The sequence below is a fragment of the Vibrio nomapromontoriensis genome (genome assembly GCF_050337205.1).
Classification (GTDB): Bacteria; Pseudomonadota; Gammaproteobacteria; order Enterobacterales; family Vibrionaceae; genus Vibrio; species Vibrio nomapromontoriensis.
The window spans coordinates 748,406-765,086 of the sequence record NZ_JAKJSS010000006.1 but is presented as its reverse complement, the minus strand read 5'-3'; the positions used below and the strand labels follow the sequence as shown (position 1 = coordinate 765,086).

Genomic DNA, 16,681 nt, shown 5'->3' with positions numbered 1-16,681 from the left:
ATGAAAGTTACCCGTATCATGCTGTTGGCTAAGCTATTTATTACTCTCACTTTTTCCGCACTACTGCCAGCAGCCCCTCAACCGACCCTGCAACCTATTCAATCAGATATTTCGGAAGAAAGTTTTCAAACCATGCTGGTTATCGAAAGCTTAAAACAGTTGGGATATGACATCGCCCCAACAAAAACTATGAGTTATGACGAAGCGTATCAATATGTCAGCGCACACCCAGAAGCTTTTTTCGCTGCAGGATGGCTACCTCTTCATCAAGACAAGTACCGTGCTGCCAATGCCAGTAAATCGCTTTATCTTGGGGGAAACTATGTTCCACGATCCGCTCAGGGCTATATGATCGACAAAAAAACGGCCCTGAAATACGATATAACGCATATTGACCAACTTAAAGATCCTCAGATAGCCAAACTATTTGATCACACTGACGACGGGATAGCAGATTTAGTTGGTTGTAAAGAAGGCTGGGGCTGCGCTGAAGTTATCAATCATCAAATCGAGCGTTTTGGCATTATTAAAACCGTGTCACACCACCAAGGGGACTATGACACCCTTATGGCTGAGACAATACAGCGCTATCAAGATGGCAAACCTATTCTTTACTACACATGGACACCAAACTGGGTCGCTAATGCCTTAATTCCCAATGAAGATACCGTATGGCTTGAAGTACCATTTTCTGCACTTCCAGGCTCTAGACAAGAGATAGATACCACATTACCTCATGGTCGTAACTTCGGATTCGAAGTCAATACACAACATATTGTCGCAAATAAGTCCCTAGTGTTGCACAACGCAGACATTCACCGATTATTTGAAGTAATGCGCCTAGCAACCAGCGATATTAGTAAAGAGAACTGGCATCAAAACAACAGTAATACTGACAGTTACAGTGCCGCTGAATATACGAAAAAATGGATGGAGGAAAACGAACCAACATTTTCTGCATGGATAGAGGAAGCAAAAAACGCGAAAGAAGTAAAAAAATAAAGCCCCAAGCCTAATCAAGCACACACTACGACTGTGCTTGATTAGGTTGCGTTTGTAACGGCATAGTCTAGCGATACTCTGTCGTTAGCCTAACTCAGCATCATACCTCAGTCCGACCAAATGAAATTACAACACGCTGATTCTTTGCTTTACCTATTGGAGATGAGTTGTCTGCAATAGGGCGACGCTTTCCATAACCTTGAACTTGGATTCGATCTTTTGGTAGGCCAAGCGATTGAAAATAATCTTGCAGTATCGTGGCACGTTTTTCGGACAACCGTTGACTCTCGCTCTTTGTTTCTGATGCGTCTGTATAAGTAGACACTAAAACCAAATCAATATTTTGATTATAGCGAACGTACTCGGCTATTTGTTGTAGCCGGTGTTGGGATGTTTTATTTAGCTGTTCACTATTGGCATCATAATGCAGGATCGTAAACGAGATATCTTCAAAACTATATGGCAATAAGTTGGCGATACAGTCGCTAAATACATTGTATTTAGCCTGAAATAGCACAGAGGACAAGGATACTTCGATACGTTCGTCGCGGCTCTGCCAATCTTGATAACTAAACGTCGGGTAGCGCCCTTTCTCTAACTCACTGAGTAAGCTCCATGCGGCTTGCCCACCAACATAACCGTTAAACTGCCTAAAGAACTGAAGGTTAGAAATGCGGTCTGCGCTGTCTCCTGGGCGCCAGGGTGGTGGCAAAGAAACCAAGCTCACATTTCGGGTTTCTCCCATTGAACGTAACATTTTCAGTTCAAAATCGAGATTCATTTTCTTACCCGCTTTAGCGGTAAACTGTGCGTCTCCAAAATTAGGAATAGGGTGCACCAATTGACACTCCAGCGGTGTATTCATCACCATTTCCCATTGAGATTGAGTCGGCGTGGCCACATAGCGCTTTTCTATTGCCGCTTCAACCTGAGGCGCCAGCAAGCAAGATAACAATGGCAAGGTGAATAAGGCTTTTAATTTCATAAAGATATATAACTCGACTCTTACAGCATAGCGGCATTGGATTGCCGCTATGCTGCCTATTAATTCTAACTCCTTTTTACGTTGCAAAAATCTAGCCAGTTTCACTGACACCACGCTTAAGTGAAAAACGCTGATTAATTTACGCACAACCATCGCATTTTAACTGGGTTGATATGCGCACATTATCATCAACTAAATATACATAATGAGCTTTAGCTTTACTGTTAACGAATAGATTCAATAAATAGCGACAAATATTGGCTAAATTAAATGCAGTAGCAGGTATGTTATAGGTGAATAATCTGCAATAATGCAACCTTCGTCACCATTGATAGATCTAAAATGACTGTAGAAAACGAAGCTCTCACCTTAAAAAAGCGATTCCGTGGCTATTTTCCTGTAGTTGTCGATGTAGAGACGGCTGGATTTAACGCCAAGACCGATGCTTTACTCGAAATTTGTGCCATCACATTAAAAATGGACGATGCCGGGGATCTTGTCCCTGCGAGTGTTTTACACTACCACATTGAACCATTCGAAGGCGCTAACCTGGAAAAAGAAGCGTTAGAGTTTATAGGTATTCGTGACCCTTTTAGTCCACTTCGTGGGGCGGTTTCTGAGCAAGAAGCGCTAAAAGAAATCTACAAAGTCATTCGTAAAGAACAGAAGCAGCATGATTGCAGTCGCGCCATCATGGTCGCGCATAATGCTAACTTCGATCATAGTTTTGTCAGTGCTGCGAATGAACGTTCAAAATTGAAACGTGTCCCTTTCCATCCTTTCGCTACATTTGATACCGCTACCTTAAGTGGTCTTGCTTTCGGTCAAACCGTTTTGGCGAAAGCTTGTAAAACAGCAGGGATGGAATTTGATAATAAAGAAGCCCATTCGGCACTCTACGATACTCAGAAAACCGCTGAGCTATTTTGCCGAATCGTTAACAAGTGGAAAGCACTAGGTGGCTGGCCGCTTACTAACGATGATGATCAACAATAATACAAACACAACTTTTAGAGCTTAATATGAACCCTGTCGTTATTTCCGTTTGCATCATGCTGCTGCTAGCACTAATGCGCGTCAACGTTGTCGTTGCGTTGACTTTTAGTGCCATCGTTGGCGGTGTCGTTTCTGGTATGTCACTCACTGACGCTGTTAGTGCCTTTGAAGGTGGCTTAGGTGGAGGCGCAACTATTGCACTAAGCTACGCCATGCTTGGTACCTTTGCCGTTGCTATCTCGAAATCAGGCGTGACTGACTTACTTGCACAAAATGTTATTAAACGCATTCACGGCAAAGAGAATGCCGCTTCAGCAACGGGACTTAAGTATGCCGTGCTTATTGCCCTTATTCTCGTTACCGTCTCTTCTCAAAATATCATTCCTGTGCATATCGCCTTCATTCCAATTTTGATCCCACCTCTATTGGGCGTTTTTGCCAAGATGAAGCTTGACCGTCGCCTTGTCGCCTGTGTTCTAACATTCGGACTAGTGACACCCTATATGATCCTACCGGTTGGTTTTGGTGGTATTTTCTTAAATAACATCTTGTTAAAGAATCTACACGATAACGGCCTAGAGAGCATCACTGCGGCACAAGTCCCTATGGCCATGATTCTCCCAGCGATTGGTATGGTTACCGGACTGCTCGCTGCTGTGTTCTTTAGTTATCGCAAGCCTCGTGAATACCAAGAAACAGAATTAACGCATGTCGATACCGAGCCAACGCACATAAATAAGAAAAACATCTATGTTGCGTTGACTGGGATTGTGGTTGCCTTAGCAGTACAACTAACATCTGGGTCAATGATCATAGGTGCGCTAGCCGGTTTCATGGTCTTTACATTTGGTGGCGTCATTGCGTGGAAAGAAACACAAGACGTGTTTACCAAAGGTGTTCACATGATGGCTATGATTGGCTTTATTATGATTGCGGCAGCAGGTTTTGCGGCAGTTATGAAGCAAACTGGTGGCGTAGAGTCATTAGTTGAAGCTTTGTCCACCAGCATTGGCAACAATAAGCCACTTGCAGCACTACTCATGCTTATCGTTGGACTACTAGTTACAATGGGCATTGGCTCTTCTTTCTCTACCATTCCAATTCTAGCAACCATTTATGTCCCTCTTGCCCTTGCGTTTGGTTTTTCCCCAATGGCTACCGTTGCTCTAGTTGGAACCGCAGCAGCACTTGGTGACGCAGGCTCTCCCGCCTCGGATTCCACATTGGGTCCAACATCTGGTCTAAACGCCGATGGTCAGCATGAGCATATCTGGGAAACCGTTGTTCCTACATTCGTTCACTACAACCTACCATTGATTGTCTTTGGTTGGATTGCGGCAATGACGTTGTAAACAAAAAAAGCGGGAGAACCAAATCTCCCGCTTTTCTCTAGCAGCACTCTACTTTCTAGGCTTTATCTATTTTCAACGGTAATAATCGCAGGCATACCACTATATAGTTGCTGCCTGTAATCATAAGCTTTCTCATCCTCATTTCCCGGTAAGTTGAACAGTAGCTCACTCCCTTCAGAAATAGACGCCACAGATACCTCTTGTCCTTCAACAAACTTTTGCGTAGGTCCTTGTGTATCGTAACGATAGGTGCCTTCATGTAAGTTGATGGACGTCGTCACTCGCAGCTCATTCTTAACCGCTTTTAACGTCACACCAAATTTATGCTTTGTCCCCTCATCATGCACGACTTCTTTATTATGCGCAGTAGGATTTTGTGCCGTGATACGCCAACCTTGTGGGAGCTTTGTCATTTGCAACAGCATCGGTTGAGCGGCAGTTATGGTGTTCTCCCCCAGCGTTACAGTACCAGCTTGGTGAAATACAACCTGGTAGATATCTTGTTCATCATCATTAAACCGAATGCCTTGCGCATTACTGGTGTTTATAACCGTCAAATGTTTTTCAAAATACGCCATTTTAGCGGGCATCTCTGTTGCTATAGCGTTTGGCACCAATACATAATGATAGAACTGCTCATCATCTTTTGGTTCAGCAGTATGATTTACTGCTAGCAAAAAGACAGGATCATCCCCTATTGTCGGCAATGTATCTTTAACACCCGATCCCGTCACTAACAGATGGCGCTGCTTCTGCCCTGAGTTAGGAAAAGTAATATAACCAACCCTTCCTTGATGAAACCACGCCGGATCGCTACTACCAACTTTTTTATCCTTTACGATACAACAATCAATCGTGTCAGTTCCCTGCTCTTTGGTGTAATAAGTGATAGTGTCGAACCAACGTGGTTGATCAATCGTGGTTATAATCGATTGGTATGTACTGGAATCATTATCTCGCTCAACACGAGCAACATCGCTCCCTAGAGCAACAACCGCTTCGCTTAGGTAAAAGACACTTTTCTTCGCCGTTGCACTGGTATAGGTGTTCTCACTGCCATAATGGAAGCTCGCCAATCCAGTAAAGCCATCACTTAGTGTCCCAGCAAACGGGCTTGGATTAAACGCATCTTGCTCAGATTGCATAGGTATTACGTCTGTCTTCAACTCTTCGGTTATACCTGGTATCGCGTGCCAGTCCCAGTTATAACGGGCATCGGTATATTCGTTTCCCAGTACTTTGATTTGTAACACTCCCGACCCGTTGTGCATACCTGGAGCTTGGTGAAAACTCTCTGCACCTCTGGTTCTTGAAGATTGCATTTTAAATGAAGAGTACCAAGAAGCTTTCGGGTCAGCGTCGTTTCGGTGTACCAACATATCCGAGTTCCAAAATGCGGTTGTTGAAGTGTTGCTATGGGTTTGCTCAACTAAATCTTCTTGCAGTTGCGTGAGCTCAGCGGAGCGCCCAAACTCCATATCACCACTCGCATCTTCGATATGCGTAATCGCCTTGTTGATGTTCTTGGAGCCGAATATATTGGCGTTGCTTGATAAGAAGGTACGACCTGCTGCCTGAAAATCGAGGGCATCTTTATATATTAAGCGATCGTAGCTATATAGCATGACTTCCGTGGTTTCTTCAAAGGTCGTTGCGCTCATTGCCCATTGAGTGCCTTGCAATAGATGAGCAACCTCGAACACTGATTCAGCGTACCATTCAAACCCATACGCCAACATCGCCATGTCCTGTCGGTGACTAACATGATGCGATAACGACCCGTCTGGCAGATAACCTGATTGACCATATTTGTACGGGCGCCGACTATTAGTATCTCCCCATACTTTGAGATCGCTAAAGCTACCTGTCGGTGTCCATTCGGGAAAAATTGATGTGTTGAGTTTTTTAAACGGTGCGTAATCTTCGTACCACCACTCTAGATCAGTTATCGGGCGATTATAGTCTCTCCACAAACCGACCAACACCGACCAAGAACGTAATCGATGCCCCCTATTCGCGTCGGCCCATGTTCCTGGTGATTTAGACATATCTTCCGTTAAAAAATAACGGAGTCTTTCTGGATCACGGTCGCTTTCTGGAATATCAAACGCAATCTGATAGTACGCATTCACGTTGGTTAAAAATGTCGTCGCTTCAGTATCACTACCTTGGCTTTTTTGATAAGTCTCTTCAAATATATAAACTAAAGGTAAGGAAAGAGCATCGAGAAACCGCCATTGGTGAGTGCGATCGGCATGAGTGAAATTTTTGTTTGAAGCAAACCCTTTATGAGGAAATATCACGGCTAAACGATTGAACGCTTTAACAATGGAGACTCTAATCAATTCCTTTCTGTCCCGATCGGATTCAGAGTAATAAGCATACCCTAGGCCACCAATCCGATTAACGGCTTCCTCGAACTCTTTACCATTTACCGTGGACTTGTTCGCTGACAAATCCGCTTTATAAATACTCAAGTCGGTAAATGAGCCATTATTTTCGCGCAGCATTTTTGTCAAACTGTCCACTTCAGATTGACTGTAATAACGATCTCCCCACATTCGCTTACTAGAGAGTACGAACTCCTTTAATCGATCAAAGTAAGTTTGCCATTGGGTCTGAGTCACCTCATCTATTGTTACATCTCGGCTTGCAACAAGTTGTCCATCGGCATCAAACACACCCACGGCTAACTCCGTTTCACCCACACTTTTAACCGTTTGCCCCTTAGCAACAACGAATTCACCTCTCGGGACACCACTATAGTCAACATAGGTTCTAAGTTCGTAGCGTTCTTCATTATTGGGGTCAACGGTAAGCAGTTTATAATCGTAATCTTTAGCTACAGCACTTTTGCTTAACCCAATCGACCCTATCACTACCGAATTCTCTGCACTACCCACTTGAATTTCAAAGGTATCCCCCTCTATTTCAATGGTTTCAAGTGTCGACGCCTGTAGTGCGGGCACCGCAGTCATACATGCAGCGATTAGTACGACTACAATGTTTCTCACCGTCAGTTGCAACATAGAACCTCCTTACTTTACTACTCATCAGTCTAGTAGTGGATTCTAATTAATCCTAAGTAAATCCATGATGTCTCAAAAATAGAAAAGGCCCATCCAATAAATGGACAGGCCTTTAACATAATGTAGCTTACCGTCAATGTCACAAACGGTAACTACTCAGCATCACCAGCGTTGCGCGCGGCTGCTTCTTTAATTAAAGGTTGAAGCTCGCCTTTCTGGAACATTTCCATGATGATGTCACAACCACCAACTAACTCACCTTCAACCCATAGTTGTGGGAACGTCGGCCATTGTGCATAGCTTGGCAATTCTGCGCGGATATCCGGGTTTTGCAGAATATCAACATAAGCAAACTTCTCACCACAACCCATTAGAGCTTGCGCTGCCTGTGAAGAAAAGCCACAACTTGGTAGTTTTGGTGAGCCTTTCATATAAAGAAGGATCGTGTTTTCTTCAATTTGCTGTTTGATTTTATCGATAGTTTCCATTGCTTCCTCGAAATACTAGTACTGCGGATGTGTTCACATTCTAGCGAATCGGCGCAGAATAAAAAGCACAATAATTATAAGGTTATAGTCGTGTTCACAATTGTCGATGTTATTAAACATATTTCAATTATAAACGCCCCTTTAAAGACTGATGAGTAAAGACTCAGTGCAAGAAAATCAGACATAACTCTTTTAATAAAGTAAAAACTTGCTAAAATAACAATCAGTCAGTCAATACCTTGACTCATATATAAAATAAATTGGAAGCAATCATAGGGTTAGCCCCTTACTACACTCAATGGAGAAGCGAGCAATGGCATTCGAATTACCAGCACTTCCGTACGCGAAAGACGCACTAGAACCACATATCTCAGCAGAGACACTGGATTTCCACCACGGTAAACACCACAACACTTATGTTGTGAAGCTTAACGGCCTTGTTCCTGGTACTGAGTTTGAAGGCAAAACACTAGAAGAAGTTGTTAAGACATCTACTGGCGGTATCTTCAACAACGCTGCACAGATCTGGAACCACACATTCTACTGGCACTGTCTTGCTCCAAATGCAGGCGGTGAACCAACGGGTGCTGTTGCAGACGCAATCAACGCTGCATTCGGTTCTTTTGAAGAGTTCAAAGCGAAGTTCACTGATTCAGCTATCAACAACTTCGGTTCTTCATGGACATGGTTGGTGAAAAAAGCAGATGGCACGCTAGACATCGTAAACACGTCAAATGCAGCTACTCCGCTAACTGAAGAAGGCGTTACGCCACTATTGACGGTTGATTTGTGGGAACACGCTTACTACATCGACTACCGCAATGTTCGTCCTGACTACATGAACGGTTTCTGGGCACTTGTTAACTGGTCATTCGTTGAGAAAAACCTAGCTCAATAAGCGAGTATTTCCAACTAGTGATATTAAGCCTGCTTTCGCAGGCTTTTTTGTGTCTTTAAGTAAGAAAAAATCAACTTAGATAAGAAAATACTAAAGTGCCCCCTCGACTCGCCGATAACTCTATTGACCATCGAGGATACTATGCAAATTCATACGTTAGACCAAGCACACTTAATCAACGAATTACAATGTGGAACATCACTTAGTCGTGCTGTTGTACAAGGTCGACGTGCCGATTTTGCTTTGCTGCTTTCTATGCTCAGCAATGACTCCCGAGAAACTTCCGTGATTGAAGACGTTGACTCTTCCATCACTGATGAAGCGCTACTGAAAAAAAGATTTGATGTCCCTACGGCACAAAAGCTAAAAGGGAGCCTAGATGACTACGACAATTCGGCCGCCATTGCTCATCAATTTCATCAAGGTGGTCTCGCCAGCGCCAAACTGCGCCATTATAGTTCCCCTGAACCACTAAGCTTCCAACCAACGCATACACAAGGCTTAACCGAAGAGGTATACCAAAACCTGTCCGGGCACACGCGCAGACAACTTACACATGGCACTCCTCATCAGCAACAGGTTGATGTGTTGTACAACCAACTCTCCACCGCTTACCGTAAAGATCAAATTTCCGTTCGCTTATAACCCCTTAAAAAATATGGATAACTACTGCAACAATCAACATTCATGCTACGCGCAATGTGATTTGCTGCAAATTTAACCAAATTAAACCGTACGCATATACAAAACCTTGACGATATTCACAACTCATGCACAGTTTATATACCAAGTTATTAAATCACTGACGTGGCCTATTTAGGCTAACCGAAACCAATTTTCGGAGATTCTATGATCATTAAAGACTCGGTAGTGCTGATTACCTCTGCCGGTACCACGCTAGGTGCCATGCTAGCGATTCATTTCGCCCGTTTGGAAGCGCATGTCTTTCTATGCGACACCAATGCATCCAAACTGCACAATACCTATACCCGCTGCAAAGATATGACGCATCACGTTGAAAAGATCCTGATTGATGACCTTTCTATCCCTAATATTGAACAGCTATTTAATGCTGTTGAGAAGAAATCGGGAAAAGCACCTGACGTACTCGTCAATCACTGGCTTTCGCTACCAAGACAATCTTTAACCGATATTGTTTCAGGTCGGCAGTTTATTACTCAGTTTTCGTTGCTTGCATCTAGTCTATTCATGTTTGGGCAAGTCGCAGCAGAAAGAATGTCTCAGGGACAGTCCGGAGTGATCGTTAATGTGGTAGCACAAGATCCTAACCAAGATCTTAGTGATTTAGATAACACCATGTCGATGGTCTCTGGGTTTACTAAGAGTTGGGCGAAAGAGCTAGAACCTCACAATGTACGTGTTGGTGGCGTCATTCCCATGAAAAGCCATAATTTTAATATTTCCGGGCATTGGGCAGAAATACAAGATGAGCTCACTCGCACTACGGAATACATTGTCACTAATGACTACTTTAGCGGCCGAGTCGTCAGCACTGAGGCCTAAGGTCTAGTCAGCGACAACGGTATAACAGCCCCCTCACAAGCGAAAAAAAGGCCCCTCTTCTAAGAAGAGGGGCCTTTATCTTTTCCCGATGTTGCTTATTTTGATGCAGTATCCGTGCTAGCGAAAACTACGTTCGAAATTAAGCTTCAGCTTTTTGTTTCTTTGCCTTTGCTACAGGTTTAGCTGCAACTTGGTCTTCTGTTTTTTTAATAACAGTCGTACCTTCGAAGGTTTCACCTTCAACAAATGCTTTACCGTAGTAAGAAGCCGTTAGTACTTCTTTCAACTCACTGATTAGTGGGTAACGTGGGTTAGCACCTGTACATTGGTCATCGAACGCTTCAACAGATAGTTGGTCTAGTTTCGCTAGGAAATCAGCTTCTGGTACACCAGCCGCTTGAATAGATAGCGGGATATCTAGAGCAATTTTCAGTTCTTCCAACCATGCTAGTAGACGTTCAATCTTCTGAGCAGTACGGTCACCAACTTGGCTTAGACCTAGGTGGTCTGCTACTTCAGCGTAACGACGACGAGCTTGTGGGCTAGCGTACTGAGAGAATGCCGTTTGTTTAGTTGGGTTATCGTTCGCGTTGTAACGTACAACGTTAGAGATAAGCAGTGCGTTAGCAAGACCGTGTGGTACGTGGAACTCTGCACCCACTTTGTGAGCCATAGAGTGACATACACCTAGGAAAGCATTCGCAAACGCGATACCCGCGATAGTTGCTGCGTTATGTACTTTCTCGCGAGCGATTGGGTCTGCTGCGCCGTTTGCGTAGCTTGATGGTAGGTATTCTTTAAGCATCTTAAGTGCTTGAAGAGCTTGACCATCTGAGTATTCGTTCGCTAGAACAGACACGTAAGCTTCTAGAGCGTGAGTCACTGCATCGTAACCACCAAATGCTGTTAGAGACTTAGGCATGTTCATCACTAGGTTCGCATCAACGATAGCCATGTTAGGCGTTAGCTCGTAATCCGCTAGTGGGTACTTAGCACCTGTTTTGTCGTCAGTAACAACGGCAAATGGCGTTACTTCAGAACCTGTACCAGAAGTTGTTGTGATACATACTAGTTCAGCTTTCTCACCCATTTTAGGGAACTTGTAGATACGTTTACGGATATCCATAAAGCGCATTGCTAGTTCTTCGAAGTGAGTTTCTGGGTGCTCGTACATTACCCACATGATCTTCGCAGCATCCATTGGAGAACCGCCACCTAGTGCTAGGATAACGTCAGGTTGGAAGCTCTTCATTGCTTCTGCACCTTTCTCAACTACAGATAGTGTTGGATCCGCTTCTACATCAAAGAAAGTTTGAACTTCAATGCCTTGAGCTTTAAGTAGCTTAACGATTTCGTCTGCGTAACCGTTATTGAATAGGAAACGGTCAGTGACTAGGAATGCACGTTTCTTACCTTCTAGATCGCTCATTGCGATTGGAAGGCTACCACGACGGAAGTAGATTGACTTAGGTAGTTTGTGCCACAACATATTTTCAGCTCGCTTCGCTACAGTTTTCTTGTTGATAAGGTGCTTAGGACCTACGTTCTCAGAGATAGAGTTACCACCCCATGAACCACAACCAAGAGTAAGAGAAGGTGCTACGTTAAAGTTGTAAAGGTCACCGATACCACCGTGAGTAGTTGGGATGTTTACAAGGATACGTGCAGTCTTCATCTTGTCACCGAAGTAACGAATACGGTCTGCGTTAGTGTCTTGGTTAGTGTAAAGACCAGATGTGTGACCGATACCGCCAATTTCTACCATTGTTACAGCTTGCTCAACTGCGTTCTCGAAAGAAGACGCACGGAACATACCTAGCGTTGGAGACAGTTTTTCATGAGCGAATTCGTCATCGTAAGAAACTTCGCCAATACCTTCACCAACAAGAATCTTAGTATCTGCCGGAACGCTAACACCAGCCATTTCAGCAATAGCCGTTGCAGGTTGACCTACAATCTTCGCGTTTAGGTTGCCGTCGATTAGCAATACTTTACGAACTTTGTCCGCATCAGCTTTACTTAGTACGTGAGCTTTGTGAGTAGCAAAACGCTCTTTCACTTCGTCATAGACTTCGTCCATTACGATAACTGCTTGCTCAGAAGCACAAACTACGCCGTTATCAAATGTCTTAGACATAAGAACAGAAGCAACAGCACGCTTGATGTCAGCCGTTTCGTCGATAACAACAGGAACGTTACCTGCACCAACACCGATTGCTGGCTTACCAGAAGAGTATGCTGCTTTAACCATGCCTGGACCACCAGTTGCAAGGATAAGTGCAATGCCATCGTGCTTCATTAGCGCGTTAGAAAGCTCTACTGAAGGTTGGTCGATCCAACCAATGATGTCTTTTGGAGCACCCGCTGCTACCGCTGCGTCAAGAACAAGTTTTGCAGCATCGTTCGTTGAGTTTTTAGCGCGTGGGTGTGGAGAGAAGATGATGCCGTTACGAGTCTTCAAAGAGATAAGAGATTTGAAGATAGCCGTTGACGTTGGGTTCGTTGTTGGAACGATACCACAGATGATGCCAACAGGTTCAGCGATAGTCATTGTGCCGAATTCTTCGTTCTCTTCAAGAATGCCACACGTCTTTTCATCTTTGTATTTGTTGTAGATAAACTCAGAAGCAAAGTGGTTTTTAATTACTTTGTCTTCAACAATACCCATGCCAGATTCTGCTACAGCTTGCTGAGCTAGAGGGATACGTGCTTGGTTCGCCGCTAATGATGCTGCACGAAAGATCGCATCAACTTTCTCTTGAGAGTAAGTTGCGAACTCTTTTTGTGCTGCTTCAACACGTGCTACTAGAGCATCTAGTTCAGCCAAATTAGTTACAGGCATAATGAATCTCCTAAAAATAAAAATAAAAAACTAAAAACTTTTTAGTAAGTTAGCTGTTTAAACTAATGAATCACCCATCGGCAGTTCAACTCTACTTAGTAAATTGCTTTCATGGCTGAGTATAATATTTCACGACATGAAAAAAATTGACTCAGATCAGTTCTGAAAAGTAATTTACCTACTTAGTAGTAACCACTAAGGGTAACATCGCATAACCTACTGTTTTTAAAGATATAAAACCCAAGGTAACAGGTGATTAAAAAAGTAACACTTAGATTATTTTTTTAAAAAATCTTACGCAAAATGTAAAAAAGTTTCATTTTCGTACGATTTTTCCAAGTAAACCGCACGATCCGTGCTACAGATAGTATATACAGGCAAGCCAACCCATCCATCAGTTATTGATATTTTATTAAAAACTGAGTCACCGTTAACACTTTCCATACAAAGACAGACTTTCCAGACCAATAGATAGACATAAATCTTCACAACTGGTCATAACTTCTACGCAAGAAAAATGAAAGCGATTCTTGGTGTTTTTTTTATGCGATCCGTTAGTTTTTTTCATTCGCCAAAAAGCCCATGTTGGCGTACATTAGCGCGTGCTGAATTGGCGCTTAATATAGCGCTAGGTTTAAATCTCTTTTCGTCGAAGAACATCCACATGAATAACATCGAACTTGCTATCTACTTACAGTTTTTCCTTGGCCTTGTCGCTGCGGTTAACCCTGTTGGCATCATGCCTGTTTTCGTCTCTCTTTCAGGGCATATGTCGCCAGAAGACAAAAATAAAACCGCGGCTACAGCAAATATTGCCGTGGCGATTATCCTCATTGTTTCTCTACTCGCGGGACAAGTGCTGCTGGATATGTTCAGCATTTCACTCGATTCATTTCGAGTCGCTGGCGGCCTACTATTACTCAGCATTGCATTTTCGATGATGTCGGGGAAATTAGGGGAAGATAAACAGAACAAGCAGGAAAAATCTGAGTATGTCAGTAAAGAGCAGATTGGCGTTGTACCACTTGCCATGCCATTGATGGCCGGTCCTGGTGCAATCAGCTCCACCATTGTTTACGGCTCTCGCTATCCAAACATGTTAGAAACTGTCGGCATCATTATCACCATTGCACTATTTGCTCTCTGCTCATGGCTACTATTCCGTTCAGCGCCTTTAATTGTTCGCTTCCTAGGGCAAACCGGTATCAACGTCATCACTCGTATCATGGGTTTGATCCTTGGCGCACTTGGCATCGAGTTTATGGCAAATGGACTACGTGCTCTTTTCCCTGGGTTAGCCTAATCAAAATGGCTCGCTAATTACTCCCGATTAGTGAGCCAAATACCCTTTACTGTCAGAGCGGTATATAATAGTAAGTAATCTTTTCAGCCTGTTACACAGCTAATGACCGACCATAAATTCAAACACAAGCTTTACATCATTATATTTGGTACTCACACTAAAGCTGGCTGGGCATTTGATGTTGCCCTGATCATTGCGATTTTGATGTCTCTTACCGTATTAGTCGTCCACTCCCTTCCTAACGTGGCGGTTGAATGGGGCGAAACGCTAGAAAAATTAGAGTATGCCTTCACTGCGCTTTTTACTATCGAATACCTACTAAGGCTCTACTGCTCTCCGAAACCTAAAGCCTACGCCAAAAGTTTCTATGGTGTCGTTGACCTACTGTCGATCTTGCCCACTTACCTCGCGCTACTGTTCCCTAGTGCTTCCTTTATGGGCGTATTGCGTTTGCTTCGTGTGATGCGCATTTTCCGAGTCCTGAAACTGGTCCGCTATCTCAAAGACTCGAATATTTTATTGCGCTCTCTTTTAATGGCGAAAAGAAAGATCTTAGTCTTTTTTAGCTGTGTCGCTATCCTTGTAACTATTTTCGGCTCTTTGATCTTTGTTATTGAAGGTCCTGAAAACGGCTTTACCAGTATCCCGCAAAGTATTTATTGGGCCATTGTGACCATTACTACTGTTGGCTATGGTGATTTAGTACCCGCAACCCCATTGGGCAAAGCCATTGCATCGCTCACTATGCTGCTTGGTTACTCCATCCTTGCTGTCCCGACAGGTATTATTACTGCTGAGCTCAATAACGAAATGCATGCACATCGAAATCTGGTTAAATGTCCTAACTGTTCACAGTCAGGCCATGAAAGCGACGCGCTGTATTGCAAACACTGTGGCAGTGAACTCGCAGAGCCAGATAAACGAATAATCAATCCTGAAGAGTAATTAACTGCGTTACTTTTTAATGAGCATAAAAAAGCGCCTTACGGCGCTTTTTTCTCTGAGTAGTTTGTATCAGGACAATTATCGTTGAGACAAAATGATACGCAGTGTACGTCTTAGGGGCTCAGCGGCTCCCCATAGCAGTTGATCACCCACTGTGAACGCGTTTAAGAAGTCATTGCCCATAGCCATCTTACGAAGACGACCTACAGGGATAGACATCGTTCCTGTTACTTTTGCTGGCGTTAATTCTTGAGCCGTAATATCACGCTCATTAGGAATAACTTTAACCCAATCGTTGTGAGTGGCGATAATCTCTTCAACCTCATCCATTGGGACATCTTGTTTGAGTTTGATCGTCAGTGCCTGCGCGTGACAGCGCATCGCACCAATTCGCACACACGTGCCATCAATAGCGACTGGGTTATCTTGCGAGCCTAAGATTTTGTTCGCTTCAACGCCTGCTTTCCATTCCTCTTTGCTTTGGCCATTTTCACGTTTCACATCAATCCATGGAATTAATGAGCCTGCAAGTGGTACACCAAACTGGTCGGTAGGAAAAGAAGAAGAACGAATAGTGTCAGCAACCTTACGGTCAATATCTAGAATTGAACTCGCTGGGTTTGCTAGCTCAGAAGTGACTGCGTCATTCACAACTCCCATTTGACCGATCAACTCGCGCATGTTCTTTGCGCCAGCACCAGAAGCGGCTTGATAGGTCATAGCGCTAGTCCATTCCACCAGCCCTTTTTCAAAGAGACCACCTAGTCCGAGTAACATCAGACTCACAGTACAGTTACCACCGACAAAGGTATTCAAACCTTTGTGGATCCCTTCTTGAATTTGCGTCAAGTTAACTGGATCTAACGTGATGATAGAGTCACTTTCCATACGAAGTGTTGAAGCGGCATCAATCCAGTAGCCTTTCCAACCTGCTTGCTTAAGCGCAGGGTATACTTTTTCAGTGTAGCTGCCGCCTTGGCAGGTAATGATAGCGTCAAGCTGTTTGAGGCTATCAATATTGTAGGCATCTTGAAGTAGTCCTGCATCCTTACCGAAATTAGGCGCAGGGATACCAATTTGAGAAGTGCTGTAAAATACTGGTTCGATTACATCAAAGTCTTTTTCTTCGACCATGCGCTGCATCAATACCGATCCAACCATGCCACGCCAACCAACTAAACCAACTCTCATCCAATTACTCTCCATGTGATATTTAAAATGCTTCCCCCATCTATAAAATTTTCGAGACAAGAAAACAAGCGCAATTTCAAATATCCGAGTAATTTTTTAACAAACCCAACCAGTTTACTGCCGATT

13 protein-coding genes are annotated in these 16,681 nt (G+C 43.6%); 8 read left to right on the top strand and 5 right to left on the bottom strand.

What is annotated here, in order from left to right; all coding sequences use genetic code 11:
- Positions 1-1,002, top strand: a complete 1,002-nt coding sequence (proX, locus tag L4D05_RS03530) for a glycine betaine/L-proline ABC transporter substrate-binding protein ProX (RefSeq protein ID WP_428793034.1) — start codon at positions 1-3, stop codon at positions 1,000-1,002.
- A gap of 100 nt (positions 1,003-1,102) precedes the next feature.
- Here the strand turns inward: proX and motY are convergent, their stop codons facing one another.
- Positions 1,103-1,987 (bottom strand): flagellar protein MotY, encoded by an 885-nt coding sequence (gene motY, locus L4D05_RS03525; RefSeq protein WP_428793033.1) that lies wholly within the window; start codon positions 1,985-1,987, stop codon positions 1,103-1,105.
- Positions 1,988-2,329: 342 nt separating this feature from the next.
- On the opposite strand from motY, the gene rnt reads away from it, so the two are divergent.
- Complete coding sequence (gene rnt / locus L4D05_RS03520) at positions 2,330-2,983, top strand: ribonuclease T (RefSeq protein WP_428752292.1); 654 nt, start codon at positions 2,330-2,332, stop codon at positions 2,981-2,983.
- 26 nt (positions 2,984-3,009) lie between these two features.
- A complete protein-coding gene (locus L4D05_RS03515; RefSeq protein WP_428752293.1) occupies positions 3,010-4,335 on the top strand; it encodes a Na+/H+ antiporter family protein in 1,326 nt (441 codons plus the stop codon).
- Between the two features lie 62 nt (positions 4,336-4,397).
- On the opposite strand, the gene L4D05_RS03510 is transcribed toward L4D05_RS03515, so the two are convergent.
- Both L4D05_RS03510 and L4D05_RS03505 read right to left on the bottom strand, forming a co-directional pair.
- Entirely contained in the window at positions 4,398-7,364 is a 2,967-nt protein-coding gene (locus L4D05_RS03510) for a polysaccharide lyase family 8 super-sandwich domain-containing protein (RefSeq protein ID WP_428793032.1), read from the bottom strand.
- Positions 7,365-7,516: 152 nt separating this feature from the next.
- Positions 7,517-7,852, bottom strand: a complete 336-nt coding sequence (locus tag L4D05_RS03505; protein ID WP_428752295.1) for a Grx4 family monothiol glutaredoxin — start codon at positions 7,850-7,852, stop codon at positions 7,517-7,519.
- 313 nt (positions 7,853-8,165) lie between these two features.
- Here L4D05_RS03505 and sodB point away from each other — a divergent pair, with 313 nt between their 5' ends.
- The 3 genes from sodB (at position 8,166) to L4D05_RS03490 (ending at position 10,274) form a co-directional block, all read left to right on the top strand.
- On the top strand, positions 8,166-8,750 hold the full coding sequence (gene sodB / locus L4D05_RS03500) for a superoxide dismutase [Fe] (protein WP_428752296.1): 585 nt from the start codon (positions 8,166-8,168) through the stop codon (positions 8,748-8,750).
- Positions 8,751-8,891: 141 nt separating this feature from the next.
- The gene (locus L4D05_RS03495; RefSeq protein ID WP_428752297.1) at positions 8,892-9,395 is read left to right on the top strand and encodes a VC2046/SO_2500 family protein; all 504 of its coding nucleotides are present in this window, start codon (positions 8,892-8,894) and stop codon (positions 9,393-9,395) included.
- Positions 9,396-9,599: 204 nt separating this feature from the next.
- Positions 9,600-10,274: an SDR family oxidoreductase gene (locus L4D05_RS03490; RefSeq protein ID WP_428752298.1), complete on the top strand. Its 675-nt coding sequence runs from the start codon at positions 9,600-9,602 to the stop codon at positions 10,272-10,274.
- A 139-nt stretch (positions 10,275-10,413) separates the two neighbouring features.
- Here L4D05_RS03490 and adhE read toward each other — a convergent pair whose 3' ends face one another.
- Positions 10,414-13,116, bottom strand: coding sequence for a bifunctional acetaldehyde-CoA/alcohol dehydrogenase (gene adhE / locus L4D05_RS03485; RefSeq protein ID WP_428752299.1), 2,703 nt, complete (start codon positions 13,114-13,116; stop codon positions 10,414-10,416).
- A 664-nt stretch (positions 13,117-13,780) separates the two neighbouring features.
- Between adhE and L4D05_RS03480 the strand changes: the two genes are divergently transcribed.
- Together L4D05_RS03480 and L4D05_RS03475 are read left to right on the top strand one after the other, a co-directional pair.
- Positions 13,781-14,419 carry a YchE family NAAT transporter gene (locus L4D05_RS03480; RefSeq protein WP_265675261.1) on the top strand — a complete coding sequence of 213 codons (639 nt, stop codon included), beginning with the start codon at positions 13,781-13,783 and terminating at the stop codon, positions 14,417-14,419.
- A 102-nt stretch (positions 14,420-14,521) separates the two neighbouring features.
- Positions 14,522-15,364: an ion transporter gene (locus L4D05_RS03475; RefSeq protein ID WP_428752301.1), complete on the top strand. Its 843-nt coding sequence runs from the start codon at positions 14,522-14,524 to the stop codon at positions 15,362-15,364.
- A gap of 78 nt (positions 15,365-15,442) precedes the next feature.
- Here L4D05_RS03475 and asd read toward each other — a convergent pair whose 3' ends face one another.
- Entirely contained in the window at positions 15,443-16,555 is a 1,113-nt protein-coding gene (gene asd / locus L4D05_RS03470; RefSeq protein ID WP_428752302.1) for an aspartate-semialdehyde dehydrogenase, read from the bottom strand.
- Between the last annotated feature and the right edge of the window lie 126 nt (positions 16,556-16,681).

Bases quoted from the DNA above. Each gene is read 5' to 3' on its own strand.
- motY (WP_428793033.1), bottom strand. From the start codon at position 1,987: ATGAAATTAAAAGCCTTATTCACCTTGCCATTGTTATCTTGCTTGCTG.
- L4D05_RS03490 (WP_428752298.1), top strand. From the start codon at position 9,600: ATGATCATTAAAGACTCGGTAGTGCTGATTACCTCTGCCGGTACCACG.
- L4D05_RS03510 (WP_428793032.1), bottom strand. From the start codon at position 7,364: ATGTTGCAACTGACGGTGAGAAACATTGTAGTCGTACTAATCGCTGCA.
- rnt (WP_428752292.1), top strand. From the start codon at position 2,330: ATGACTGTAGAAAACGAAGCTCTCACCTTAAAAAAGCGATTCCGTGGC.
- L4D05_RS03515 (WP_428752293.1), top strand. From the start codon at position 3,010: ATGAACCCTGTCGTTATTTCCGTTTGCATCATGCTGCTGCTAGCACTA.
- L4D05_RS03480 (WP_265675261.1), top strand. From the start codon at position 13,781: ATGAATAACATCGAACTTGCTATCTACTTACAGTTTTTCCTTGGCCTT.
- adhE (WP_428752299.1), bottom strand. From the start codon at position 13,116: ATGCCTGTAACTAATTTGGCTGAACTAGATGCTCTAGTAGCACGTGTT.
- L4D05_RS03505 (WP_428752295.1), bottom strand. From the start codon at position 7,852: ATGGAAACTATCGATAAAATCAAACAGCAAATTGAAGAAAACACGATC.
- L4D05_RS03495 (WP_428752297.1), top strand. From the start codon at position 8,892: ATGCAAATTCATACGTTAGACCAAGCACACTTAATCAACGAATTACAA.
- asd (WP_428752302.1), bottom strand. From the start codon at position 16,555: ATGAGAGTTGGTTTAGTTGGTTGGCGTGGCATGGTTGGATCGGTATTG.
- proX (WP_428793034.1), top strand. From the start codon at position 1: ATGAAAGTTACCCGTATCATGCTGTTGGCTAAGCTATTTATTACTCTC.
- sodB (WP_428752296.1), top strand. From the start codon at position 8,166: ATGGCATTCGAATTACCAGCACTTCCGTACGCGAAAGACGCACTAGAA.
- L4D05_RS03475 (WP_428752301.1), top strand. From the start codon at position 14,522: ATGACCGACCATAAATTCAAACACAAGCTTTACATCATTATATTTGGT.